Origin of the sequence: uncultured Sphingosinicella sp., from assembly GCF_963974575.1 — a bacterium.
Taxonomy (GTDB): Bacteria; Pseudomonadota; Alphaproteobacteria; order Sphingomonadales; family Sphingomonadaceae; genus Sphingosinicella.
The window spans coordinates 430,751-456,385 of sequence record NZ_CAXBBQ010000002.1 but is presented as its reverse complement, the minus strand read 5'-3'; the positions used below and the strand labels follow the sequence as shown (position 1 = coordinate 456,385).

General features: G+C 65.5%; 18 protein-coding genes. 15 read left to right on the top strand and 3 right to left on the bottom strand.

Annotation, left to right across the window (positions count from 1 at the left end; translation table 11 throughout):
* The first annotated feature begins 81 nt into the window (after positions 1 to 81).
* The 4 genes from AAC014_RS05250 to AAC014_RS05235 are packed head-to-tail and all read left to right on the top strand — an operon-like array spanning position 82 to position 4,969.
* On the top strand, positions 82 to 414 hold the full coding sequence (locus AAC014_RS05250) for a rhodanese-like domain-containing protein (RefSeq protein WP_339705049.1): 333 nt from the start codon (positions 82 to 84) through the stop codon (positions 412 to 414).
* 24 nt (positions 415 to 438) lie between these two features.
* Positions 439 to 1,446, top strand: a complete 1,008-nt coding sequence (locus AAC014_RS05245) for an efflux RND transporter periplasmic adaptor subunit (RefSeq protein ID WP_339705046.1) — start codon at positions 439 to 441, stop codon at positions 1,444 to 1,446.
* Entirely contained in the window at positions 1,443 to 4,643 is a 3,201-nt protein-coding gene (locus tag AAC014_RS05240) for an efflux RND transporter permease subunit (RefSeq protein ID WP_339705043.1), read from the top strand. The genes AAC014_RS05245 and AAC014_RS05240 overlap by 4 nt, the downstream gene beginning before the upstream one ends.
* Positions 4,640 to 4,969 carry a metalloregulator ArsR/SmtB family transcription factor gene (locus AAC014_RS05235; RefSeq protein ID WP_339705040.1) on the top strand — a complete coding sequence of 110 codons (330 nt, stop codon included), beginning with the start codon at positions 4,640 to 4,642 and terminating at the stop codon, positions 4,967 to 4,969. The genes AAC014_RS05240 and AAC014_RS05235 overlap by 4 nt, the downstream gene beginning before the upstream one ends.
* 12 nt (positions 4,970 to 4,981) lie before the next feature.
* Here AAC014_RS05235 and AAC014_RS05230 read toward each other — a convergent pair whose 3' ends face one another.
* Both AAC014_RS05230 and AAC014_RS05225 read right to left on the bottom strand, forming a co-directional pair.
* The gene (locus AAC014_RS05230; protein ID WP_339705037.1) at positions 4,982 to 5,344 is read right to left on the bottom strand and encodes a metalloregulator ArsR/SmtB family transcription factor; all 363 of its coding nucleotides are present in this window, start codon (positions 5,342 to 5,344) and stop codon (positions 4,982 to 4,984) included.
* Positions 5,337 to 5,996, bottom strand: coding sequence for a peroxiredoxin (locus tag AAC014_RS05225; protein ID WP_339705034.1), 660 nt, complete (start codon positions 5,994 to 5,996; stop codon positions 5,337 to 5,339). The genes AAC014_RS05230 and AAC014_RS05225 overlap by 8 nt, the downstream gene beginning before the upstream one ends.
* 50 nt (positions 5,997 to 6,046) lie before the next feature.
* Here AAC014_RS05225 and trxC point away from each other — a divergent pair, with 50 nt between their 5' ends.
* From trxC to AAC014_RS05180, 9 genes are all read left to right on the top strand, one after another.
* Positions 6,047 to 6,511: a thioredoxin TrxC gene (trxC, locus tag AAC014_RS05220; RefSeq protein ID WP_339705031.1), complete on the top strand. Its 465-nt coding sequence runs from the start codon at positions 6,047 to 6,049 to the stop codon at positions 6,509 to 6,511.
* A 19-nt stretch (positions 6,512 to 6,530) separates the two neighbouring features.
* Positions 6,531 to 6,791 (top strand): hypothetical protein, encoded by a 261-nt coding sequence (locus AAC014_RS05215; RefSeq protein ID WP_339705028.1) that lies wholly within the window; start codon positions 6,531 to 6,533, stop codon positions 6,789 to 6,791.
* 93 nt (positions 6,792 to 6,884) lie between these two features.
* Positions 6,885 to 8,570: an MOSC domain-containing protein gene (locus AAC014_RS05210; protein ID WP_339705025.1), complete on the top strand. Its 1,686-nt coding sequence runs from the start codon at positions 6,885 to 6,887 to the stop codon at positions 8,568 to 8,570.
* A gap of 75 nt (positions 8,571 to 8,645) precedes the next feature.
* Positions 8,646 to 9,866 carry an amidohydrolase family protein gene (locus tag AAC014_RS05205; RefSeq protein ID WP_339705022.1) on the top strand — a complete coding sequence of 407 codons (1,221 nt, stop codon included), beginning with the start codon at positions 8,646 to 8,648 and terminating at the stop codon, positions 9,864 to 9,866.
* The gene (locus tag AAC014_RS05200) at positions 9,859 to 10,968 is read left to right on the top strand and encodes an MFS transporter (RefSeq protein WP_339705020.1); all 1,110 of its coding nucleotides are present in this window, start codon (positions 9,859 to 9,861) and stop codon (positions 10,966 to 10,968) included. The genes AAC014_RS05205 and AAC014_RS05200 overlap by 8 nt, the downstream gene beginning before the upstream one ends.
* Before the next feature lie 10 nt (positions 10,969 to 10,978).
* A complete protein-coding gene (locus AAC014_RS05195) occupies positions 10,979 to 13,654 on the top strand; it encodes a LuxR C-terminal-related transcriptional regulator (RefSeq protein WP_339705017.1) in 2,676 nt (891 codons plus the stop codon).
* Between the two features lie 110 nt (positions 13,655 to 13,764).
* The gene (locus tag AAC014_RS05190) at positions 13,765 to 15,855 is read left to right on the top strand and encodes a TonB-dependent receptor (RefSeq protein WP_339705014.1); all 2,091 of its coding nucleotides are present in this window, start codon (positions 13,765 to 13,767) and stop codon (positions 15,853 to 15,855) included.
* A 59-nt stretch (positions 15,856 to 15,914) separates the two neighbouring features.
* Entirely contained in the window at positions 15,915 to 17,480 is a 1,566-nt protein-coding gene (locus tag AAC014_RS05185) for a hydantoinase/oxoprolinase family protein (RefSeq protein ID WP_339705011.1), read from the top strand.
* A 26-nt stretch (positions 17,481 to 17,506) separates the two neighbouring features.
* Entirely contained in the window at positions 17,507 to 18,610 is a 1,104-nt protein-coding gene (locus tag AAC014_RS05180) for a DUF917 domain-containing protein (protein WP_339705008.1), read from the top strand.
* Positions 18,611 to 18,685: 75 nt separating this feature from the next.
* On the opposite strand, the gene AAC014_RS05175 is transcribed toward AAC014_RS05180, so the two are convergent.
* Complete coding sequence (locus AAC014_RS05175; protein WP_339705354.1) at positions 18,686 to 20,941, bottom strand: TonB-dependent receptor; 2,256 nt, start codon at positions 20,939 to 20,941, stop codon at positions 18,686 to 18,688.
* A gap of 373 nt (positions 20,942 to 21,314) precedes the next feature.
* Between AAC014_RS05175 and AAC014_RS05170 the strand changes: the two genes are divergently transcribed.
* Both AAC014_RS05170 and AAC014_RS05165 read left to right on the top strand, forming a co-directional pair.
* Entirely contained in the window at positions 21,315 to 24,044 is a 2,730-nt protein-coding gene (locus AAC014_RS05170; protein WP_339705004.1) for a M14 family zinc carboxypeptidase, read from the top strand.
* A gap of 19 nt (positions 24,045 to 24,063) precedes the next feature.
* Positions 24,064 to 25,620 (top strand): M20/M25/M40 family metallo-hydrolase, encoded by a 1,557-nt coding sequence (locus tag AAC014_RS05165; protein ID WP_339705002.1) that lies wholly within the window; start codon positions 24,064 to 24,066, stop codon positions 25,618 to 25,620.
* The last annotated feature ends 15 nt before the right edge of the window (positions 25,621 to 25,635 follow it).

Below are 25,635 nucleotides of genomic sequence, written 5' to 3'. Positions count from 1 at the left end.
GTGGAACCTGTCATTCATTAGCTTGACTGAATATAAGAATTACACGATATATGCAATAAGCAAATTGAAAGGTCTGAGGCAATGTTCGGATTCGGCGGAAAGGCGCACAAGGAAATCACGCCGTCGGCGCTGCGCGGGATGCTGGAAAGTGGATCGGCGCTCGTGGTCGACGTCCGCGAAGTGAACGAGTTCGCGGCCGGGCATATCGAGGGTGCTGTCAATCTGCCGCTGTCGCGCTTCTCGACCGCCGACATCCCGGATGTCGCCGGCCGCACGATCATTCTTCAGTGCGCGGGCGGCAAACGGTCGGGCCTGGCGCTCGATCGCTGCGCGGCTGCGAAGGCCGCCATTGATACGCACCTTGCCGGAGGCCTCGCCGCTTGGGCGGCGGCGGGCTATCCCGTAGTCCGCTGAACGCCGGGAACTGGGAACCTTTCGATGAAGATTTACACCCTGCTTGCTGCCGCAGCGCTCGCGTTGTCCTCCTGCGGCGAAAGCCCCGAACCCGCCCAAAAGACTGCCGCGCTTCCCGCCGGCGAATCGCTGACGCTCGCCTACAGCGAAATCGCGGACATGAAGGCCGTGGGCGCGGAAATCGCGACGCGCGATCAGGCGGAGGCGATGGCGCGCATTCCCGGAACGCTCGTCAGCCTGTCGGTGCGCGCGGGTGACACGGTCAAGAAGGGCCAGCGCATCGGCATGATCGTCGATTCGCGGCTCGGCCATGAAACCGCGGCCTATGGCGCGCAGGCCGCTGCGGCCGAGGCGGAAGCCGCCCGCGCCCGCGCCGATCTCGCCCGCGTGCAGGATCTCTATAACAACAAGGTCTACGCGAAGGCGCGCCTCGATCAGGCCGTCGCCGCCTCGCGCGCGGCGGACGCGCAGGCTGCTGCAGCGCGGTCGCAGCAGGGGGCGAGCGCCGCCGCGGCCGGGCAGGGCGCCGTGCTCGCGCCCGCTGACGGACGGGTCTTGCGCGCCGACATTCCGGCCGGCTCGGCGGTCGTCCCCGGCCTGTCGATCGCGACTGTCACCGCCGGTCCGCCCGTCGTACGCCTGTCGCTTCCCGAATCGCTCGCCGGAAGCGTCCGCATCGGCGCGCGGGTTCTGATCGAAGGTGACGACCGGGAGGCGCGCGTCGTGCAGGTCTATCCGGGTGTTTCCGGCGGGCGTGTGCGCGTCGATGCCGCCGCGCCCGGCCTCTCCGCCGCCTTCGTCGGCCAGCGCGTCACTGCGTCCATCGAGGTCGGGCGGCGACAGGCTTTGGTGGTGCCGCGCCGTTTCGTCTCGACGCGCTACGGCATCGATCAGGTCGATGTGGTCACCGCCGATAAACGCCTCAGCGCCGTGCCGGTGCAAACCGCGCCGACATCGGAAGCCGGGTCGGTGGAAATTCTCAGCGGCGTCGCCCCCGGCGACACGCTGTTCGTTCCGGGCAAACCTTCATGAATCTCGGCATCTCCGGCCGCCTCACGCGCGCGACAATCGCCTCGCCGCTGACGCCGCTGTTTCTGATGGCGGCGATTGCCGTTGGCCTCATCGCCATGTTCTCGATCCCCCGCGAGGAGGAGCCGCAGATCAGCGTGCCGATGGTCGACATCCAGGTGATGGCGCCCGGCCTTTCCGCCGCCGATGCCGTCGAACTCGTCGGCATCCCGCTCGAGACGATCGTGAAGAGCGTCGACGGCGTCGAGCATGTTTACACGCAGGCCGAAGACGACGGCGTGATGGTGACGGCGCGTTTCCTCGTAGGCTCGGACCCGGAAGACGCCGCCATCCGCATTGAGGAAAAGCTGCGCGCGAACTGGGACAGGAAACCCGTCGGCATCCCCGATCCCAAGGTCACCGTGCGCGGCATCAACGATGTGCCGATCGTCGTCCTCACCCTGTCGCCGAAGCCCGGCGCCGCGGGCCAGTGGACCGACGGCGCGCTCTACGAAGTCGCCGCGAAGCTGCGCACCGAGGTTGCCAAGGTCGGCGATGTCGGCCTCACCTTCCTCGTCGGCGGGCGGGCCGAGCAGATCCGCATCGCGCCCGATCCCGCGAAGCTCGCGCGCTACGACGTGCCGCTCGGCAGCGTGATCGAGGCCGCCGGCCAAGCGAACCGCAGCTTCCCACTCGGCAGCATCCGCGAGGACGGCAAGGCGGTCGCCGTCACGGCGGGCCAGACGCTCTCGTCGGCGCAGGAGGTCGGCCTGCTCACCGTGCGCTCGGCGAGCGGCGCGCCCGTCTATCTGCGCGATGTCGCCACGGTCACGCAGGGCCCGCGTGAGGATCAGGCACGCGCATGGCGCTGGGCGAAGCGCGACGGCGACTGGTCGAGCGCGCCCGCCGTCAGCCTCGCCATCGCCAAGCGCGCGGGGGCAAACGCCGTCGTGGTTTCGGACGCGATCGTGGACCGCGTGCAGCGCCTGGAAGGCAAGCTCATCCCCGACGGCATCGATGTCGCTGTCACGCGCAACTACGGCGAGACAGCGAACGAGAAGGCGAACGAGTTGCTGTTCCACCTCGGCCTCGCCACGCTTTCCATCGTCGCGCTGATCGGTTTCGCGATCGGCTGGCGCGAGGCGGGCGTGACCGCCGTGGTGATCCCCACGACGATTCTCCTCACCATGTTCGCCTCGAACCTGATGGGCTACACGATCAACCGCGTCAGCCTTTTTGCGCTCATCTTCTCGATCGGCATCCTCGTCGACGACGCGATCGTGATGATCGAAAACATCGCGCGGCACTGGGCGATGAAGGATGGCCGCAGCCGCACCGAGGCGGCGATCGAGGCGGTCGCGGAGGTCGGCAACCCCACGGTCGTCGCAACGCTCACCGTGGTCGCCGCGCTGCTCCCGATGCTGTTCGTGTCCGGGCTGATGGGGCCGTACATGGCGCCGATTCCGGTGAACGCATCCGCGGCGATGGTCTTTTCCTTCTTCGTCGCGGTGGTGATCGCGCCGTGGCTGATGATCCGCTTCGCGCGTAAGGCGCTGGATACCGGACACGGCCACGAGGATGGCGGCAGGCTCGGCGCGCTTTATGCGCGCGTCGCGCACCGCGTCATCGACAGCCGCACCTCGGCGCGCAATTTCCTCATTGGCGTTGCGCTCGCCACGCTGCTCGCCTGCTCGATGTTCTACTTCAAGGCCGTGACGGTGAAGCTGCTCCCCTTCGACAACAAGTCGGAGGTGCAGATCGTCGTCGATATGCCGGAAGGCACCAGCCTCGAAGCGACGTCGCGCACGCTGGAAGATGTCGCCGCCGTGGTGCGCGGCATTCCGGAAGCGACCGCGATGGAGGCCTATGTCGGCACCTCCGCGCCGTTCAACTTCAACGGCCTCGTCCGCCATTATTTCCTGCGCGCGCGGCCCGAAATGGGCGACGTGATGGTAACGCTGCTGCCCAAGGGCGACCGCGACCGCTCAAGCCACGAGATCGCGCTCGATCTGCGCAAGCGCCTTGCAGCGCTGAAGCTGCCCGCCGGCGGATCGCTGAAAGTCGTCGAAACCCCGCCGGGGCCGCCCGTGCTCGCCACGCTGCTTGCGGAGATCTATGGCCCGGATGCCGAAACGCGTCAGAAGACCGCCGCAGAGGTCGAAAAGATCTTCCGCGCCGTGCCCTACATCGTTGATGTCGACAACAGCTTCGGCGAGCCGCGCCCGCGCCTCCGCCTCGTGCCGGAACGCGACCGCGTCGATTATTACGGCCTGTCGCAGCGGCAGATTTCCGACACGCTCGGCGCGCTGATGAGTGATACCGTGGTCGGCTATGCGCCGCGCGGCGGCGGCCGCACACCGCTCCCGATCAGCGTCGCGCTCGCCCAAGGCGACCGCAGCTGGACGGAAACGCTGTCGAGCACGCCCGTCGCGGTCACGCCCGCGGGCGATCTCGTCGAGCTCGGCGCGATCGTCGATGCGCGGCAGGAAGCCGGCAGCCGCGCGATCTTCCGCCGCGATGGCCGCTACGCCGACATGGTCACCGCGGAACTCGCCGGGGACTATGAGGCGCCAATCTACGGTATGCTGGCCGTGAACCGCGCCATCGAGGATCATGACTGGGCGGCCCAGGGCCTCGCAATGCCCGTCGTTCGCCTTAATGGCCAGCCGGAAGACGAGTCCGTCACCACGCTGCTGTGGGACGGCGAATGGGAAATCACCTGGGTGACGTTCCGCGACATGGGCGCCGCCTTCATGGTCGCGCTGCTCGGCATCTACATTCTCGTCGTCGCGCAGTTCCGCAGCTTCCGTCTGCCGCTCGTGATCCTCACCCCGGTGCCGCTCACGCTTGTCGGCATCGTGCTTGGCCACATGCTGTTCCAGGCGCCGTTCACCGCGACCTCGATGATCGGCTTCATCGCACTCGCGGGCATCATCGTGCGCAATTCGATCCTGCTCGTCGATTTCATCCGCCACAGCGCGGCACCTGAAAAGCCGCTGCGTGATGTGTTGATCGAAGCGGGCGCGATCCGCTTCAAGCCGATCGTGCTCACGGCGGCGGCGGCCATGATCGGCGCGGCGGTGATCCTCACCGATCCGATCTTCCAGGGGCTTGCAATCTCGCTGCTGTTCGGGCTTGCGTCCTCCACTTTGCTCACCGTGCTTGTCATTCCGGCGATCTACGTGGTGCTGCGCGATGACGAGAGACCTGCGACGACATGATGATGTCCGATACGCCCGCCGCGGCGCTCGCCGCCTGCGCCGAGGATGCCGCCTCCGTCCTCAAGCTGCTCGCCAACGCGCAGCGGCTCATCGTGCTGTGCCGTCTTTCGGCGGGAGAGGCCTCGGTGAACACGCTCGTCGAGCTCACCGGGCAGGCGCAGTCGAGCGTGTCCCAGCATCTCGCGAAGCTCCGCGAAGGCGGCATGGTCGCCACGCGCCGCGAGGGCACGACGATTTTCTACCGGCTTGCCGACGAAGGCGTTCATGCGCTCATCGACATGCTTTGCGATCGTTTCGGTGGCCCCGCGAAGGTGGCGCAGGTTTAGGCGCGCAGTCGTTTACAGGATTTTGGCAAACGTCGCGGCGGCGCCCCGCGCGCGGCGCGGTGTCCGGTCGCCGCGTTCCGGCATTGCCGAAAGGCGCGCGAGAAACGTATTTGCCGTTCCCGCCGCCTCGGGCGCGATGCTGTAGTAGACGAGTTTCGCAGCCCGCCGCGTGGTCACCAGCGCGGCTTTGCGCAGGATGGCGAGCTGCTGTGAAAGGCCGGGTTGTCCGATCCCCGTGAGCGTTTCGAGTTCGCCGACCGACGTTTCGCCCTTCACGCGCAGCGTGTCGAGCAGGCGCAGCCGGGTCTCGTGCCCCAGTGTCCGCATCAGTTCGGCAACGGTCGCCAGTTCAGCGTCTGAGAGTGTCTCAGCCACGGCGTCCGGCTCCCGGGTCGGGCGCGCTGCGGCAGAACCAGATCGGATCGTCGTCGCGCGCCATCAGTGTGGCCTGGTCCGGATCGGGCGGCAGCAGCACGTCCTCGCCGGGGTGCCAGCCCTCCGGCGTCACGATGTTATCGCTGTCAACACGCTGCAAGGCCGCGACGACACGCAGCATCTCGTCGACGGACCGGCCGATGGTCGCAGGATAGGTGATGATGGCGCGAATGATGCCGTCAGGATCGATGAAATAGGTTGATCGCATCGCGGCCGCATCCGCCGCGCGCGCCGAGATCATGCCATAGGCGCGGCCGATCACGAGCGAGGGGTCTTCCACGATCGGGAAGTTGACCGTCACCCCGAACGCATCGCGAATGGCGCGAACCCAGGCGAAGTGCGCGTAGAGGCTGTCCACCGAAACGGCCATCAGCGCGCAGTCGAGCGCCGCGAAGCGGTCGGCCGCGCGCGCGATGCCGACGAATTCGCTGGTGCACACGGGTGTGAAGTCGGCCGGGTGGGAGAACAGCATCAGCCAGCGTCCGCGAAAATCGGAAAGGCGCATCGTGCCCATCGTCGTCCGCGCTTCAAAATTGGGTGCGGCGTCGCCGATCTGGAGCGAGACGACCGCGCTGTTCGTATCCGCCGTCATTGACGCTTCGCGACCTTTCCCTACATAATTACAGGAAAGGTGTAATAACGATGAGCGATGAAGTAAAGCAGGCGGCCGAGCCGCTCATGATCGTCTGTCCCGCCTGCGGTGCCGCCAACCGCGTTCCGGCGGCGCGGCGCGAACAGGCGCCCCGTTGCGGGCGCTGCAAGACAGCGCTTTTCACCGGCAAGCCGCTCGATCTCGACGGTGCGGCGTTCGATCGCCGTCTGAAGACCGAAAGCCTCCCGCTGCTCGTCGATTTCTGGGCCTCGTGGTGCGGTCCGTGCCGCGCGATGGCGCCTGCGTTCGCGGCGGCGGCGCAGGATCTTGAGCCCTACGTCAGGCTCGGCAAGGTCGATACCGAAGCCGAGCAGCAGATCGCCGCGCGTTTCGCGATCCGCTCGATTCCCACGATGATCCTGTTCGCAGGCGGCCGCGAATTGGCGCGCACTGCGGGTGCGATGGACCGGACCGCGATTACCGCGTGGACACGGCAGCAGTTGTCGCGCCGCTGAAATCGGCTAAGCGGAGCGCATGGACTTTCATGATCTTCTGTTCCGCTATTTCGGCACCGCCGAGATCGATGCGCTCAATGCTTCGGCGCTCTCTGCCGGGCTTGACCGTATGCGCGTCGACTTCGGTCTCGAAACGAACGCCGGGCGGCGCTTCGCGCTCTGGGCGCTGATGCACATGCTGGGCGACGCGCCCGACCTTGATGCGTTCGAGGATGCGGAGGAGCGCGAGGCCGCACGCCGTTTCATGGATCTCGCCGACAGCGCCGGCAGCGGGGACTGATCTGCTACCCGAACCGGTGAGGGATCACCCATCGCGCCGGATTGTTGCGACCTGCACAGACGTTATCCTCCCCGCATGGGGAACGAGCGGAGAGTGGTCGCCGTCAGCACGGCAAGGCCGGCGTGGCAGGACGTAAGGGGCCAGCGGACCTTCACCTCTATCGTGCGCAGCCCTGCGCCCGGCGCGCTCTGGTTCGGCGCGGAGGGACCGGACGGCAACGAGACCGCGGTCCACACCGAAGCCGTCCTCGCTTCGCCTGCGGAGCACTACGCCATGTGGGCGGAACGCTTCGGCGCCGACCCCGCAGCATGGGACTGGTGCCGCTTCGGCGAGAACATCGTCGTGTCGGGTTTCGATGAGAACAACCTTCGCATCGGCGATATCGTCCGTATCGGCGAGGCGGTGTTCCGCGTGACCTCGCCGCGCATCCCGTGCTTCAAGTTCGCGTGGCGCATGGATCAGCCCGACAGCGTGCTCGGGCCGATGATCGAAAGCGGCCATGTCGGCTTCTACCTCGCGGTCGAAACGCCGGGGCGGGTTGCCGCGGGGGATAGCGCTACCACCGAATGTCCCGATCCGTCGGCGATCACCGTTGGCGACCTTTCACGCCTGCTCGTCGCGCGGGATGCCGAACCGCAGGCACTGCGCGAGCCCCTTGCCAATCGCTGGCTCGGCGGGCAGGCGCGCGGGATGCTCGCGAAGCGCATCGCGGGACTGGAGGACCTGGCGCGCCTCAAGACCGGCCGCTGGAGCGGCTGGCGCCCGTTCCGCCTCGCGAAACTGCGGGAGGAGGCGCAGGACATTGCATCCTTCACGCTCACCCCTCTCGACGACGTTCCGCTGGCGCCGCCACTCGCCGGGCAATTCCTCACCGTCCGGCTCGGCAACGGCGACGATGCGCCGGTCCACAGCTGGACGCTTTCCGATCATGACGACGCGCTCCAGCGCTATCGCCTTACCGTGAAGCGCCTCGCGGGCGGGGAGGGTTCCGCGCTCCTCCACGAAATCGGCGCGCGCGGCGGCACCGTTTGGGCGCGGCCCCCGGCGGGGCGTTTCACGCTGAAGCGCGACGGCTTTATGCGCGTGGTGCTGATCAGCGCCGGTATCGGCGTCACGCCGATGCTCGCGATGCTGAAGGCGCACCGGGAAAGGCAGGACAGTCCGCCGCCGCTGGTCTGGATTCATCAGACGCGCAGCGGCGAAACGCACGCGTTCGCAGCCACGGGGCGGGACGCCGCGCTGTGCCACGTTTTCTATTCCGCCCCGCGCGAAGATGATGCAGGTCACGAACCGGGACGGCTCACGCCGGACAGGCTGCGCGAGATTCTCGCGCCCGCATACAAAACCGCCCCCTTCGGCCGCGAGATCGAGCTCGAAGGCATTTTCAGCGACATCTACATCTGCGGCCCCGCGCCGTTCGAGGCGATGGTACGCGATGCGCTTGCCGCGATGGGTGTCCCGCCCGGGCAGGTGCGATCGGAATCGTTCGTGCCCGGCGCAGCAGACGCCGCGCCGTCGATCGCCCGGGCGCAGGTGGACTTCGGCGGCACCGTCGCGGAGTGGACGCAGGACGCCAACCTCAGCCTGCTCGAACTCGCCGAAGCTGCCGGCCTCGCGCTAGCGTTCGGCTGCCGTTCGGGAAGCTGCGGTGCCTGCGAAAGCACGCTCGTGTCGGGCCGTGTCGAGCATTCGCCGTCTCCTGCCATGCCGCTCGCGGCGGACCGCGTCCTGCTCTGCTGCGCACGCCCTGCCTCCGACGTGGCGATCGCTTTTGACTGAACCGCCGCCCCGATTTCGTCGTCGCCACCCGCTGCGGCCTTTGCAGCGCGGCGCAAGATACAGGAACCTGCACCCATGACGCTGATCATCGAGAACGTGACCGTCTTCGACGGAGAGGCCGTGCTCGGCGAGGGCATGTCGATCGTCGTTGAAGGCAACACGATCCGCGAAGTCTCCGACAAGCCCGTGACCGGATCGGAGGCGCAGCGCCTCGACGGCGGCGGGCGTTTCGCGATGCCCGGCCTCATCGACGCGCATTTCCACTGCTATGGCGCAGAGGCGAACCCGGCGGTGATCGACCGTATGCCGCCGGGCCTCCGCGCGCTTCACGCCCGCCGGATCATGGAAGATACCCTGCAGCGCGGCTTCACCACCGTGCGCGATGCAGCGGGCGGCGATCATGTGCTCGCGGCGGGGCTCGCGAAGGGCCTCATCAACGGCCCGCGCCTCTTTTACCCGGGCCTCGCGATCAGCCAGACGGGCGGCCACGGCGACATGCGCGATCCCGATCATTTCGAAGGCTGCGCCTGCGCCTATTGCGGGTCGCTGTCGGTCGTCGTCGATGGGCCGGACGAGATGCGCAAGATGGTGCGTGAACAGCTCCGGCGCGGCGCGCATCAGATCAAGCTGTTCGTTTCAGGCGGCGTTCTTTCGCCGAGTGACCCCATCTGGATGGACCAGTTCTGCGACGAGGAAATCCGCGTCGCGGTCGATGAGGCCGCCACACGCCGCACCTATGTGATGGCGCACGCGCATACCAATGCCGCCGCGATCCGCTGCGTGAAGAACGGCGTGCGTTCCATCGAACACGCAACGATGCTGGAGGCGGACGGCGTCGCCGCCATCGTCGAACACGATGCCTTCGCGGTACCGACGCTGGCGATCATCGATGCGATCCGCGCCGTGGGCCCGTCGATGGGCCTGCCCGCTGCGGCGCTCGCCAAGGTGGCCGAGGTCGGAGACCTCGCGTCCACCTCGCTCGATCGCCTCCGCCAAGCGGGCGCGAAGATCGGATTCGGCACCGATCTTCTGGGTTCGGTCATGGATCGCCAATCGCGCGAGTTCGCGCTGCGCCGCGAGGTCATGAGCGCGCCTGAAATCCTGCGTTCGGCGACCTCGGTGAACGCGGCGCTGGTCGGGATGGAAGGGAAGCTGGGCACGATCGCAGGCGGCGCGCTCGCCGATCTGCTGCTGGTGGACGGCAATCCGCTCGACGATATTTCCGTTCTCGAACAGCACGACCGGCTTGCCCTGATCGTTGCCGACGGGCGCATCCGGCGGAACGCCCTTGCCTGAGCCCCAGCCGCCCGCGCCGAAACGTCAAAGCGCGGTCTTCAGCCTCGTCGCGGGAAACATCGCGGGGTTTTCGGGGACAACGGCGATTCCGCTCTGGCTCGCGGCGTCGGAGGCAAGGGGCGAGCTTGCCGGCGTCGTGGCGTCTGGCGAGATCGCGGCGATCGGCCTTGGCACGCTTGGCGCTGCCGCTGTGGCGGGCAGGGTCGGCGCCCGGCCGCTCGCCCTTGGCGCGGCGGCTGTCGCGGTCGCGGCCAATCTTCTTGCGATGCTTGCCCCGGATGCGGCGTTCGTTGCGGGGCGCCTGCTGTCGGGGCTGGCGCTCGGCACGGTGCTGGCGACCGCGACGGCGCTCGCGGCGCAACGCACTGATGGGCAAAAGACGCTCGCCACGATGCAGATCGGTCTCGCCTGCTTTGCCGCGCTTTTCTACCTCGCGCTGCCGCCGCTCGTCGAAGTCGCGGGCGCCGTGGCCGTGTTCGGCGGGCTCGCCGCAACCGCGCTCTGCGCGCTTCTCGCCATGGCGGCAGGCCTTCGTGGCAATGTCGAACAGAACGGCGCCGGCTTTCGTCCGATCCCGCGCGCGGTGCTTGTGCTTGTCGGCCTTGCCGTGATGTTCGTGGGGCAGAGCATGGCCTGGAACTCGATCTTCCCGCTCGGTGCCGCGAAGGGCTTCGATATGCAGCTGGTGGGCAAGATCATGGCCGCGTGCGCATTCGTCATGATGGTCGGGCCGCTGCTTTCCCGGCTGCTTGGAGAGCGTGCCGGTCTGCGCGTGCCGGTGCTGGGTTTCGGCCTGCTGCTCGCCGTAGACGTGCTGCTGATCGCGCACACGCAGGGCTTGTGGCTGTTCGCGGTGGCGGCTGCGGCGCTGGTCTTGCTCCCCGGTTTCGGTTTACCCTATGTGATCGCGCGCGCCGGAAATCTCGGCGATGCGCGGCACGCCGGCGCGGCGCCGGCGTTCCTGATGCTTGGAAGCGCGCTCGGCCCGGCGCTTGCCGTGCCGCTCGTCGCGGGCTCTGACTGGAACGCCTTCGGGCTGGTCGCGGGCGGTGCCTGCCTGATCGGCGCGCTGCTGATGGGGGCCGGAAAGGGCCGAACGTAAAGGACCGGGATTGAACGAAGCGGCCGAACCTCGCGAAACGGAACGGTCCGGCGCGCGCGAAAGGGCGAGCCGCCGCCGTCTGCGTCCGCCGGTGCAGCGCGCGCCGCTCGCCACGCGCGAACTCGTGCTGCGCTCGCTCGATGTCGCCCGCGCCGGCAAGCTCACGATCGTCGTCGGCCCGCGCGGTTACGGCAAGAGCACGGCGCTCGGGCAGTGGTGGCACCGGCTTACCGGGCAGGGCATCGCGGCGGCGTGGTACACCGCGTCCGATCTTGATCGCGAGCCCGATGTGTTCCTGGAGATGATCGCCCGTTCGCTCGCCGCCGCCGGGGTCGAGATGGGCGATGCCATGCGGCCCAAGACAGGAGACAGTCCCGCGGCGACCATGCTCGATGCGATCCTGCTGCAGCTTGATCGCGACGAGCGGCCGATCGTGCTCATCATCGACGATTTCGACCGCGTCGATCACCCCGCGATCGCGCGCCTCGTCGAGGAAATGACGGATGCGTTGCCCGATTGGGTGCATCTTGTGCTGGCGACGCGGCGCAAACCTTCGCTCGCCGTCTCGGTGCTGCGCACGCAGGGCATTGTCCGCATCATCGATCCGGCCGAGCTTCGCCTCAGCGACGCGGAGCTTGCCGCGGCACTCGGCCTCCCGGCCGATGCGCCCGAACTCGCGGCCATCGCCGAACAGACCGAAGGCTGGCCCGTCGCCGTCCAGCTCTACCGCCTCTGGCGCGACCGGATGGGTGTCTCTGCGCGGATGCCGCGCTTCAGCGGGCAGGTCGACGAGGTTGCCGACTATCTTGCCGAGCAGGTCTTCGCGATGCTCGCCGAGCACAGCCAGACGCTGCTCACCGAACTGTCGCCGTTCGACTATGTCGAAGCGAGCCTCGCCGATTACGTGCGCGACCGGCGCGATAGCGCGGCGCTGCTCGAAGAGGTGGAGGCGGAGCTGCCAACGCTCGTCCAGCGCACGGAATCGGAGGGCGAACCGGCGTGGCGGCTGCATCCGCTGCTGTCGGATTATGCGCAGGCCCGCCTCAGTCGCAGCCCCGATCACGCTGCGCGGCTGCACAGGCGCGCGGCGGACTGGCTCTGGCAGCAGCAGCGCTATGCCGCTTCGGTTCGCCACTACGATCTTGCAGGCGACCGCGCCACGATGATGGAGACGCTCGGCGGGATTCCGTTCATCCTCATCTTCCTCACCTACGGCGCGGGCGAACTTCGCGCGATCCTGCGCGAAACGCCGCAGGAGGTTCTGGAAGCCCAGCCGCGCCTGCAGCTGATGGCGGCGCTGGCGCACTTCAAGGCCGGATATTTCGGCGAGGCAAGCAACTGGCTGCGCCGTATCCGCGAGAGCACCGGCGGCTTCCTCGACGATCCCACCGGGCACGGCGAGCAGCTCGAGCTTGAAGGCCACGCCCTCGACCTGCTTTTCGAATGCTACATCAACGGGATCGCGCCGACGCGCGAGGCGGAGGTGGAGAGGGTGCGCGCGCTGGCGCCCGATATGCCGCTGTTCTGGGCATGGTGCCGAAACACGATGGTCGTGATGTACCAGATGCGTGGCGATCTCCATGCGGCGCACCAGTCCGTGATCCGAACGCGAGAGACGTATCAGGCGATCGGGATGCTCCCCTTCGCCGAACAGCATCTGATGACGCACGACGTGCTCGTCGCGCTCGCGCATGGTTCGCTGAAGACCGCCTCGGAACTGGGTGCCGCCACGCTTCGGCGCCGCGGCGCAGGCGGCGTCGAGGTAACCGTCACGGCAACTGCGCGCATGGCGCTCGCGGCGGTGGATTATCTGCGGCACTACCGCGAAAGCGCGGCGGATCTCGTGCGTGTCGCCTTCGATCAGTTCGGCGCCGGGGAGGCGTGGTACGATCAATATGCCGTTACCTGGCCGATCATCGTCGATGTCGCGTGGCGTCGCAGCGGACTCCCGGCTGCGCTTCGCGTCATTGCGGAGCTGCGGACGCGGCTCGGAAATCAGGGGCTTCTTTGTGTCACGGACTTGCTCAAGGCGCTGGAGGCGATCTACCGCTTTCGCAGCGGCGGTATCGACAGTGCCGAGGCGATCGCGCGGACGCTTGGCGTCGATGCGGATCATGTCCCGTGGCGGACACGAGACCTCGCGATGCAGGCCCGAATCCTCATCGATCTCGCGCGCGGACGCGTTGCTGCGGCGGGGGAAGGGGCCCGCACGATGATCGAGGAGGGACGCACGGGCGAGCGCCTCGTCACGATGGTGAAGGGCTACGTTCTGCTGTCGCTCGTGCGCGATCGGCTGGGGGACGAAGCCGGTGCCGATGAAGCGATGGTTGCGGCCGTGCATCATGCCTTCGCCGAAGAGATTCTGTCTCCGTTCGTTGAAGAGGGCAGTGCTGTCCGCGCGATCATGGAGCGAACAGCGAAACGCGCGGTATCGCCGCTCGAACAGCAACATGCGGAGACCGTTCTCAGGGCTTTGAAAGCCAAGCCCCAGTATCTCTCGCCCGATGCCCTCAACGACCGCGAGTCGGAGATTGTCGCGCATCTCGCCGAGGGCGCGTCGAACAAGCTGATCGCGCGCCGTCTCGGGCTTACCGAGAACACCATCAAATTCCATCTCAAGAAGATCTACGCCAAGCTCGGCGTATCGAGCCGCAAGGCCGCCGTTGCGCGTGCGCAGGAAAAATAGGCGGCCCCGCCACCCGACAGCGCCTCTGACTACCCGACTCCGGCGTCGCGCGGCTTTTCTCTGTGCGCGAATATGGTGTGCAGGGAAAACAGCAAAAAGGGGTAATGGAAATGACGGGTCGTAACCTGAGAACGGCTTTTCTGGCGTCGGCGGCACTGGCGATATTGCCTGGCGCGGCGCTGGCGCAGGACGCCGAAACCGACGAGATCATCATCACCGCACAGCAGCGCGCCGAGCCGCTCCGTAACGTTCCCATTCAGGTGACAGCGTTCACCGCGCAGGCGGTCGAGGACGCGGGCATCAAGTCGACGTCCGATATCATCGCGCAGGTGCCGAACATCACCTACGATCGCGGCGACACGTACCGCAGCAACTTCATCACGATGCGCGGTCTCACCCAGATCAACAACGCCGATCCGCCCATCGCCTTCGTACTCGACGGCGTGCCGCAGACCAACCAGAAGCAGCTCGGCGTCACGCTGTTCGACATTGAACGCATCGAGGTTCTGAAAGGCCCGCAGGGTGCGCTTTACGGCCGTAACGCCGTGGGCGGCGCGATCAACGTGGTGACGAAAGCGCCGGGCAACGAACTCGAAGGTTTCGTCAATCTCGGCTATGCGAACGGCGACACGATCGACGTTTCTGCAGGCGTTTCGGGCGCGCTGGTCGAAGACAAGGTTCTGGTCCGCGTTTCGGGCAGCTACACGTCGTCCGACGGCCTCGTGAAGAACGATTTCCGCGGCGATCACGTCGATTACATCGATCATGATTATTCGCTGCGCGGCCGCATGATTTTGAAGCCGACCGATCTGCTGACCTTCGACCTTCGTGCCGAATACAGCGATTTCCGGGGCGGTTCGAACAGCTACGCGGCCGTGTTCTCCGGCATTCCGCGCGACTTCGTGAACCCGCAGTTCAATTTCCCGGCCTATGCGGAAGGCGACAGCGTCGATCTGACCGGCAAGTTCGATTACGATTTCGGGTTCGCGACCCTCACAGGCATCAGTGCCTGGTCGAAGTTCCAGCAGAACAACCGGGCCGATCTCGATTTCCGCAATCCCGTGGATTCTCCGGGCGGTATCTTCGGTCTCGGCTTCCAGGCGGGGCAGGGGCAGAACGCCAAGCTCGAAACCTTCAGTCAGGAACTGCGCCTCGTTTCCGCGAGCGATCAGGATTTCCGCTGGCTCGTTGGCTTGTATTATCTGAACACCGATCGTGCGCTCGTCACGCGCGGTTTTATCGATATCGACGGCAGCGATCAGTTTGATAACACCGCGCTGCTCATCGCCAACAACAATGAAACGAACGACAACAACGCCTATGCGGCGTTCGCGCAGGTCGATTACGACCTTACCCCGACGCTGACGCTGACGGGCGGCATCCGCTACGACGAGGACAAGCGCGAGCAGACGAACGTCGTGACCGGCGCCGTCCGCAAGACTTCGTTCGACCGCGTCCAGCCCAAGGTGACACTGACGTGGAAACCGGAAGATGGGCGTCTCGTTTACGCCACCTACAGCACCGGTTTCCGTTCGGGCGGCTTCAACGCGCCGAATGTCGCCGTGCCCGTGTTCGACGCCGAAACGCTCGACAACTTCGAGGTCGGTTTCAAGACGCAGTGGTTCGATCGCAAGCTGACGCTGAACGGCGCCGCCTATCTCACCAACGTGAAGAACTACCAGTATTTCTACGTTGAAGCCGCGACCGCATCGCAGATCATCGACACGATCGACAAGGTGCAGATCAAGGGTTTCGAGATCGAGGCAATGGCAAAACTCGCGCCGGGGCTTGATGCGAGCTTTGGTGTTGGCACCACCGACAGCGAGATCAAGCGCAGCCTGTTCCCGTCCGACGTCGGCAATCATTCGCCGCGCACGGTGCCGCTGTCGATCAACAGTTCGATCCAGTATCGCGGCGATCTCAGCGAGACCGTGGCGGGGTTCGTGCGGATCGAGCATCAGCACATCGGCAAGAAGTATTGGGACGCGGACAACGCTTCGGTGCAGAATCCGTATGACCTTCTCAACGCGCGCATGGGCGTCGAGTTCGGAAACTACGGCCTCTATGCCTTCGCGCGGAATATCTTCAACGAGAAGTATTATTCCGAATTCTTCCAGCCGAAATATTCCGGTCTCGATGTCGCGATCGGCTATCGCGGCACGCCGCGCACCTATGGCGTGGAAGCCAAGGTGAAGTTCTGACAGTCTTGGCGGGCGCTCCCGGGCGCCCGCCGTCACGCATTCTATTTCGAAAGGTTGACATGAGCGGCAGCGGATACAGGCTGGGCATCGACGTCGGCGGCACCAACACCGATGCGGTGCTGATGCGCGGGCGAGAGGTGCTGGCGACGGCGAAGAGCTTCACGACCGCAGACGTGCGCAGCGGTGTCGTCAATGCCGTGCGCATGATCCTCGACAAGGCGCCCGAGCATCGCGCTTCGATCGAAGCGGTGATGATCGGCACGACGCAGTTTGTGAACGCCTTCGTGCAGCGCAAGGGGCTGGCGCCGGTCGCCATCTTCCGCGTTTCGCTGCCCAAAGCGGACGGCGTGCCGCCGCTCGCAGGTTGGCCGGACGATCTCGTCGAGGTCGCCGGCTCGCACATCTACATGGTCGGCGGCGGCGCGCTCTACACGGGCAAGGACTACGCCCCGCTCGACGAAGACGCGCTCCGCGCCGCTGCGGAGGATGCTCGCGCCAAGGGGCTGAAGGCCGTCGCCATCTCCGCGAACTTCGCGCCGATCCGCTCGGATATCGAGGAAAAGGCCGCCGCCGTCGTGCAGGCGGTGATGCCCGACGCGCGCATCACGATCTCCTCGAAGGTCGGCGGCCTCGGCCTCATCGATCGCGAAAACGCGGCGGTTATCAACGCGACGCTCGCCGAGCTTTCCGAACGCGTGATCGGCTCGCTGCAAACCGCCATCGCTGACCTTGAAATCAACGCGCCCATCTACATCAGCCAGAACGACGGCACGCTGATCACCACCGAAACCGCATCGGCATTCCCGATCCTCACCTGCTCGGCCGGCCCCACGAACAGTATTCGCGGCGCGGCATTCCTCACCGGGCTCGACGAGGCGGTGGTCGCTGATATCGGCGGCACCACCACCGACATCGGCTTCCTCCTGCGCGGTTTCCCGCGCGAGACGACCGCAGCGAACTACATCGGCGGCGTCCGCACCAACTTCCGTATGCCCGACGTGCTCTCGATCGGCATCGGCGGCGGCAGTCTTGTCCGCAAGGGCGAAGGCGGCTGGACGGTCGGCCCCGAGTCCGTCGGCTACCGGCTCGCCGAGGAAGGCCTCATTTTCGGCGGCGAAACGCTCACCGCGAGCGACATCGCCGTCCGCGCCGGGCAGGCCCAAATCGGCGACCCCGCGAAGGTCGCGCATCTTCCCGATGAAACCGTTGAGGCCGCGCTCGACAATCTGCATCTGCAGATCGAAGACGCCATCGACCAGATCAAGACGAGCAACCATCCGCTCCCCCTCGTTCTCGTCGGCGGCGGCAGTATCCTCATCTCGCGTGCGCTGAAGGGCACGTCCGAGGTGCTGAAGCCCGCTCACGCCGAAGTCGCGAACGCGGTCGGCGCCGCCATCGCGCTCGTCAGCGGCCGCGTCGACAAGCTCTACGACGTCGGCACCATGGGCCGAGAGGCCGCGCTCGAACAGGCGCGCAAGGAAGCAACCGATGCCGCCGTTGCGGCGGGTGCGCGCGAAGGTGAGGTCGAGATCGTCGAGATCGTCGAACTCCCGATGACGCACATGAAATCCGGCTCCGTCCAGATCAGGGTCCGCGCCGTCGGCCCGCTTGCGGCGCTCGCCTGAGCCCACGCTTTTCCGAAAGGCATATCATGTTCATTGTCGATAGCGTTCAGGACATTCAGGATATGGCGCGCGGTGCCGTGCTCCTCGGAACCGGCGGCGGCGGCGATCCTTACGTGGGCGAACTCTTCGTCCGCGCCCAGATCAAGAACGGTCGCTACCCGAAGATCCTCTCGTGTGACGAGATTCCCGATGACGCCTTCGTGCTTTCCATCGCGGGCATCGGCGCACCGTCGGTGATCGTCGAGCACCTCGTCAGCGAAAAGACGCTGCACCGCATCCTCGCCCGCGCGGAGGCGTTTTACGGCCGCCGCGTCGATGCGCTTATCAGCGCCGAGATCGGCGGTGCGAATTCGATGTTCCCGCTCGCGCTCGGCGCGATCAGCGGCATCCCGGTGCTCGATGCGGACGGCATCGGCCGCGCCGTGCCGCACATCGAGATGACGACGTTCAGCATCTATGGCTGCAAGGCGACACCGGGCATCGTGATGGATGATTCCGGCAACGTCGTCACGATCGAAGCGACCGACGACCGCATGGCCGAAGACCTCTGCCGCGTCGTCACCGGCGCGATGGGCGCCATGGCGTTCGGCGCGCTTTATCCGATGACGGGCAAGCAGGCGAAATCGTTCGCCGTGCAGCGCACTATCACGCAGACGCTAGAAATTGGCCGCGCCATCCGCACGGCGCGCGAGGACTCGCGCGACATCTTCGAAAGCCTGATCGATTATCTGAACAGCTGGGACGGCCGCACCGCGCGCATCCTCTTCGACGGCAAGATCACCGACGTGACGCACGACACGCGCGACGGCTGGCACTTCGGTCGCGCGACGATGACCGGCCTTCAGGATTCGAAGGACGAGTGCGTCGTCGAGATCCAGAACGAATTCCTGGTCTGCCGTCTCAACGGCAAGACGATCACGATCGTCCCCGATCTCATCAGCATCCTCGACCGCGAATCCGGCGAGCCGCTGACGGGCGAAATGCTCACCTACGGCCAGCGCGTGAAGGTGCTCGGCTACAGCGCCGATCCGATGCTACGCCGCCCGGAAAGCCTCGAAGTCCTGGGCCCCCGCATGTTCGGGATCGACGAGGAATTCCAGCCGATCGAAAGCTTGATCAGCGCGGCCTGAACGTTCCGGTCAGGCGAACAAAAAAAAGGGCGGCAACCATGTGGTTGCCGCCCATATTTTTTGCGTGCGTTCCGCTTAGAAGTTGGCGCGGAAGTTAAGGCCCACGGTGCGCGGCGTCACGCTGTTCACAACAGTGCGGCCCCGCAAGATCGCGTTTGATCCCGACCGCGTGATCGCCGTGTCGTTGAGCAGGTTGTTGACGAACACGTAAACGCCCCAGGCGTTGTCCGCTTCCTCGACACCCACGCGGACGTTCGCGACTTCGTAGTCGTCGATGTAGCGCGTGAACACATAGGTCGGGCGGAAGTCCGACCACGAGCCGCCGACGTGGTTGGCGTCAAGCCGGAAGAAGCCGTTCAGACCCTGCGTCAGATCCCACACGTACTGAGCCGACAGGCCCGCCGTGAACTTCGGCACGAACGGAATGCGATCACCGTCGAAACCGGCCGCCGGAGCGATTGCCGTGCCGGCGTTCGGCTGATCTTCGGTCAGCTTGGCATCGAGATAGGCGAGATTGCCCGAGATCGAGAGGCCTTCGACCGGACGCAGCGAGCCTTCGAGTTCGAAGCCCCGGATACGCGCCGAGCCCGCATTGCCGATATAGGCGAATGCGCCGTTCGGCGTGCGCGTGCTGATCTGCATGTCCGACCAGTCGATCTGGAACACGTCCATGTTGAGCGTGAGCTTGCGATCGAGCAGCGTCGTCTTCAGGCCCGCCTCGTAGTTCCACAGGCTGTCCGACTGGTAGGGCGTCAGCTCCTGGGCGAGGCCAATCACCTGGTTCGCGCCGCCGGGGCGGAAGCCCTGCGAAGCTTCGGCGTAGAAGAGCACGTCGTCGGTGATCTTGTACGAAGCGTTGAACTTGAACGCCGTGCCGTCCTCGTCCGAGGACACGAATGAGAGCGGACGCACCACCGCGCCGACAAGGATGGAACCCTTCGTCGTCTCGCCGTTGATGTCCTTGTCGTAGCGGAAGTAACGCACGCCCGCGGTCAGGTTCAGACGGTCGGTCACGTCATACGAGACTTCGCCGAATGCGGCCACTTGGCGAAGGCTGTCGTTGATGTAGCGCGACGTTGCGATCTCCAGCGGATAGATGATCGCGCCCGTCACCGGATCGGCGTTCACCTGCGGGTTTTCCACATGGATATCGCGGTCCGAGAAGAAGCCGCCGATGGTCCAGTTGAGCGGCCCCGTGCCGTCAGAGCTGAGGCGAAGTTCGGCCGTCCAAGCTTCCATGTTCTGCTGCGGGAACAGCGCCGACGTCGACTGGCCGTCGACGAGGGCGTAATAGTCCGTAAGCTGGGTGCCGGCGCAGGGAATGGCAGCGCTGCCGTTGAGGCGGGCACCGCAGCCTGCCGCCGTCCGCGTCGAACGGATGAACCGCGAAACGTCGCTCACCGTCGAAATGTCGCGCTCCATGTAGGAACCAGCCGCCGTCAGCACCACGCCGCCGAAATCATAGGCGGCAGTCAGGCTGAAGAGGTCGACGTCGTCGCGCATCGGCTGGCGGGTCAGCGCATCCGAATTATACTTGCCGGCTTCGAGCGTCCACGACGGCGTGTCCGTCCGCGAACGGTTCATGTAGTACGCCGCGTCGATCGTCAGATCGTCGGTCGGCGTCAGCCTCAGCAGCAGGCGGCCGCCGTAATACTTCTGCTCGTTGATGTCCTTGATGCCGAGCGTGGTGTTGTCGATGTAGCCGTCTGCCTTGCGGTAGAAGCCGGTTGCGCGCACGGCGACCTTGTCCTGCACGATCGGCACGTTAACCATCGCGCTGCCTTCGAAGTTGGCGCCGCCATGCTTGGTTGCCGAAAGGCTGGTGTCGATCGCGGCGTCGAATTCGTTCGCCGGCTTCTTGTAGATCACGCGCAGCGTGCCGCCCATCGAGCCCGAACCGTAGAGCGTGCCCTGCGGGCCGCGCAGCACCTCGACGCGCTCCACGTCGAACAGGCGAAGCTCGGGGGTGGAGCCGCCGGCGTCATTGCCCGCGCCGATCACGCCCGTCACCGGGGTTTCGTCGTAGTAGGTGCCGACCGTCGGTTCGCCCGCGGCCTGGATGCCGCGGATCACGACGCGGCGCTGCGAGGGGCCACCGTCCACGAAGGAAAGGCTCGGCACGCTCGCATTGAGGTCGGAAATGCTCTGCACGCCCGAATTCGCGATCGTGTCGCCGGTAACGGCAGAGATGGAGATCGGCGTATCCTGCAGGTTCGTGTCGCGTTTCAGCGCCGTGATGATGATCTCATCACCGGTGGACTCCTGTGCGGCGGCCGTCCCGCTCACCCCGGCCATCGCCGTGGCAGCAAGGAAAAACGACATTTTGAACATCTTGCTCACTCTAAATCTCCTTTTACGCGTGCCGGGCTTAACGATCTGCCGGACATCGATTATGCAAACGAAAGGGCCACTCGAACGGCCCTTGAAGAAACTTTTGCCTTACGAACCCCCTTGTTCGGCCCTGTCGGAGAAGACACGGGCCAGTATATTTTGAGAGGGCGCCTGAACAGGGCCCGCTCTCCGCGCGCCGTTCTGAGTCGAGGTCACGTGCTTGGCAAGATGATTGTTGCGTATCCCGATAAAATGATGAAATCCTGATGCTATCAAGCATCAGGTCTCCGCAAGGGGATGCCAAACGGCTTCGGCGGTTGCCGCGGGAGGCGAACGATGGCGTGTTGTCAGTAGCGTGGAAGGGGCAAACAGTATGAAAATGGCGGTCAGCGTTGCGATTGCGGCACTGCTCGGAACGACGGTGATGGCGCAGCCGATGGACCCGGATTTCGCGAAATCCGTGAAGGCGTGGACGACGAAGCCGGAGTTCAGCAGCCCACTCGTCGATCATCTGCCGGTGTCGGATTCTGTTCCGTCTCCGAAACAGAATCTCGGTAACCATATCGGCGCGCCGAAGGTGCTGCACTATTACGATCAGATCGTTGGGTATTACCGGGCGCTGGCTGAAAAATCGCCGCGCATAAAGATCATCGAGATCGGCAAGACCGAGGAAGGCCGCGAGAATATCGTGGTGATGATCTCGTCGGAAGAAAACCTGGCGAAGCTCGACACCTATAAGGCCAATCTCGCGCTGCTCGCCGATCCGCGCAAGCTGCCGGCCGCAGACGCGCCTGCCGTGATCGCGGGAACGAAGCCGATCTATCACCTGTCGGCGGGGCTTCACAGCGCCGAAACTGGGCCGCCCGAGATGCTGATGGAGCTCACTTATCGCCTGCTCACCGACGAAGGCGAGATGATCCGCGGTATTCGCGACAACCTCGTGGTTGCGCTCAGCCCCGTTCTGGAGGCCGATGGCCGCGACCGCTATGTCGACTGGTATTACCGCAACCTCATCGACGAGACCGACGACCGCAACAAGCCCGGTGGCCCGCCTTACTGGGGCAAGTATATTTATCACGACAACAACCGCGACATTAACTTCTCGGATGTCAGCGCGCGTCACCTGATGAAATACTACATGGAATGGCATCCGCCGGTGATGCACGAGCTGCATGAATCGGTGCCGTTTCTCTACACCTACAGCGGTCAGGCGCCGCAGAACCCCGATCTCGATCCGATCCTGTTTGGCGAGCTGCCGTGGTTCGCGAACTACGAGATGGCGCAGCTCACCAAATACGGGATGCCGGGCGTGTGGACGCACGGTTTTGTCGATGCGTGGACGCCGGGCTACCTCGCCTTCATGTCGTCGAACCACAACGGTATGCTGCGCATGTACGAAACCTTCGGCAACGGCGGCGCGACCACCATGCTCCGCCATGTCGCGCCTGAGGTGCAGACGTCCGTGCGTGGCGGCGATTGGACGAAGCGCGATTGGTATCGCCCCAGCCCTCCCTACAAGGAGGTTGTCTGGTCGATGCGCAACAACACCAACTACATGCAGACGGGCGTGCTGACCGCGCTCGATCTTGCCGCCAAGCACCCGAACGTCATCCTCGAAAACTTCTACAAGAAGAGCGCGAATGCCGTTGAAAACGGAAAGACGAAGGCGCCTTACGCGTATATCATTCCCGGCGGCCAGAAGGACGAGACGCGCATTGCCTTCGTGACTAATCTCCTGCGGTTGCAGGGCATCGAGGTCGGACGCGCGACGAAGTCGGTCAAGCTCAAGGACGCCAGCTACCCCGCCGGCTCGCTGGTTGTGAAGCTCGATCAGCCCTACGGGCGCCTGGCGAAGATCCTGTTTCGCAAGCAGGACAATTACCCCGACGAGAAGCTCGGCACCTACGACGATGCCGCCTGGACCATGGGCATGATGGCGCATGTCGATGTGGTCGAGGTGGACGACAAGGCCGCGCTCGATATCCCGACCACGCCCGTCGATCGCCAGACGCCGCGCGGCAGCATTTCCGGCCGTGGTGCTGGCACTTATGCGGTGCTCGATAACGGCTCGGTCGGTCTCGCGACGCTCCGCTACCGCCTGAAGGACGCGAAGGTCAGTGTTGCCGAGGCCGATTTCAAGGCGGGCGGCAAGGCCATCCCGGCGGGTTCGCTGCTCGTCGACGGCGGCGCCTACGACGTTCTGAAGCCCGCGGTGGAAGCGCTCGGCCTTCACGCCGTCGCCGTCAGCGGCAAGCCCGCCGCGCACGAGAGTGTGCTGCCGCGCACGGCGATGTTCAGCACATGGGGGTCGAGCGAGAAGGTCGGCTGGGTGCGCTACGCCTTCGACCAGCACGAGATCGCGTACGACCTCGTCTTCAAGGAGCAGGTCCGCGCCGGCAATCTCCGTGACAAGTACGACGTCATCATCCTGCCGACGCAGGGCCGTTCGACGAAGGATATCGTTTTCGATATTCCCATGAAGGGTAAGCCGCTGCCCTACACGAAGACGGATCGTTACCGTTTCCTCGGCGACTACGGGTCGTCGGAGGACGTGCGCGGCGGCATGGGCCTTGAAGGCATGGTGGAGCTTCGGAAGTTCGTGGATGCGGGCGGCACGCTCATCACCACGGGCGACGCGAGCGCCGTGCCGGTCGAGTTCGGCCTTGTGAACGACATCGTCACCGCGCGTGCACCCGGTGATTTCTACGCGCCCGGCCCGATCGTGAAGGCGAAGGTGCTGCAGCCGAAGAACCCGGTGTTCTACGGCTACGACGCGGCGGAAATGCCCGTGCGCTGGGCGTCGAACACGCTCTACGGCGTGCCGGAGCGGCTGAAGGGCCGCGTCATGATGGAGTTCCCCGGCGGCAAGGAGGGCGTGCTGAGCGGCTTCATGCGCGGCGCTGATGGGGTGAAGGACCGCGCCGCGATCCTCAACATCCCGCAGGGCGAGGGCCGCATCCTGATGTTCGCCACGAACCCCGTGTGGCGCTGGCAGAACCTCGGCGAGTTCCGGATGCTCTACAACGCGCTCATCAACTGGAAGCAGCTCGGCCTTACCGACATCGATCCCCCCGTCCCGGCGCCCATCGCCGCTGCCGAATAACCCTGAAGGAGTTCCCCCGATGAAATCTCTGCTTCTCGCCGCCGCGTTTTCCGCGATCACGCTTTCCGCCACCGCGCAGGAGGTGAAGCGTCCTGAGTTCCCCTTCACCACGGAGAAGGCTTACGACGCCGGCAAGGTCTCGCCCTACAAGGGCAAGCACGCCGCCGCCTATAAATACATCGACGCCAACAAGGCCGCGCATATCGAGAACGTGCAGCGCTGGGTGCGCCAGCGTTCGATCAGCGCGCAGAACGACGGCGTTAACGACATGGCGAACATGTTGATCGCGGATCTCAAGGCGCTCGGCTTCAAGGAAGCGGAGCTTGCCCCCACCAAGCGCCACCCCGGCGTCTGGGGCTATTACGACGCGGGCGCGAAGACGACGATCGCGGTTTACATGATGTACGACGTGCAGCCGATCGAGCCCGTGGGCTGGCAGGTCGATGCCTTCGCGGGCACCATCCTTGAAGATCATGCGCTCGGCCGCGTGCTCATGGCGCGCGGCGCGACCAACCAGAAGGGGCCGCAACGCATTTTCCTGAATGCGCTCGAAGCCATCATCAAGGCCGAGGGCAAGCTGCCCGTGAACATCATGCTGCTCGCGGAAGGCGAGGAGGAGCTTGGCTCGCCGCACTACCCGGACCTCATCGCCAAATATGCGGACCGTTTGAAGCAGGCGAACGGCGGCGTTCTCTTCCCGATGATGGGGCAGACGCTTGCGGGCGGCGTTCAGATGTCGCTCGGCGTCAAGGGCAACATCTATTTCGAGCTTGAGGCGCAGGGCGGCCCGCAGGGCGGCCCCAAGGACGCCGAGATCCACAGTTCGCTGAAAGCCATCGTCGATGCGCCGGGCCTCCGCCTCGCGCAGGCGATCGCGAGCCTCACCTCGCCCGACGGCAACGTCATCACCGTGCCCGGCTTCTACGATTCGATCCGCCAGCCGAACCAGGAGGAGCAGGAGCTTATCAACGGCGTCCTCCCCGCCTGGGAAGCGAACGAGGCGGCGATGCAGAAGTCGCTCGGCGTCGAGAAGTGGATTGGCGGCATGTCCGGCCGCGAGGCGATCACGCAGTACCTCTTCAACACCACGCTCAATATGGACGGTATCTGGGGCGGCTATTCGGGGGAGGGCACGAAGACCATCCTGCCGCACAAGTTCACCGCGAAGTTCGATTCGCGCCTCGTGCCGAACCAGACGCCCGACGAGTCCGAGCGCCTGATCCGCGCGCACTTGGATAGCAAGGGCTTCACCGACATCAAGCTCACGCGCCTGTCGGGCTATCCGCCCGCGCAGTCTTCGGTGAAGGAGCCGCTGGTGCAGGCGGTGATCGGCACGTACCGCAAGTACGGCATCACGCCGAGCGTCATGCCCCGCCTTGCGGGCAGCGCGCCGTATTACGTGTTCACCGATATCCTGAAGATGCCGATCGTCTCGGCGGGCATCGGCTACGGCGCGGGCGCGCACGCGCCGAACGAGTTCATCGTCATCGATCCGAAGCCAGGTTCGAAGGTCGCGGGCATCACGGAGGCGGAGAAGTTCTACGTCGACGTCGTCCACGCCGTCGCGAAACGCTAAGGGGCAGGGGGCATC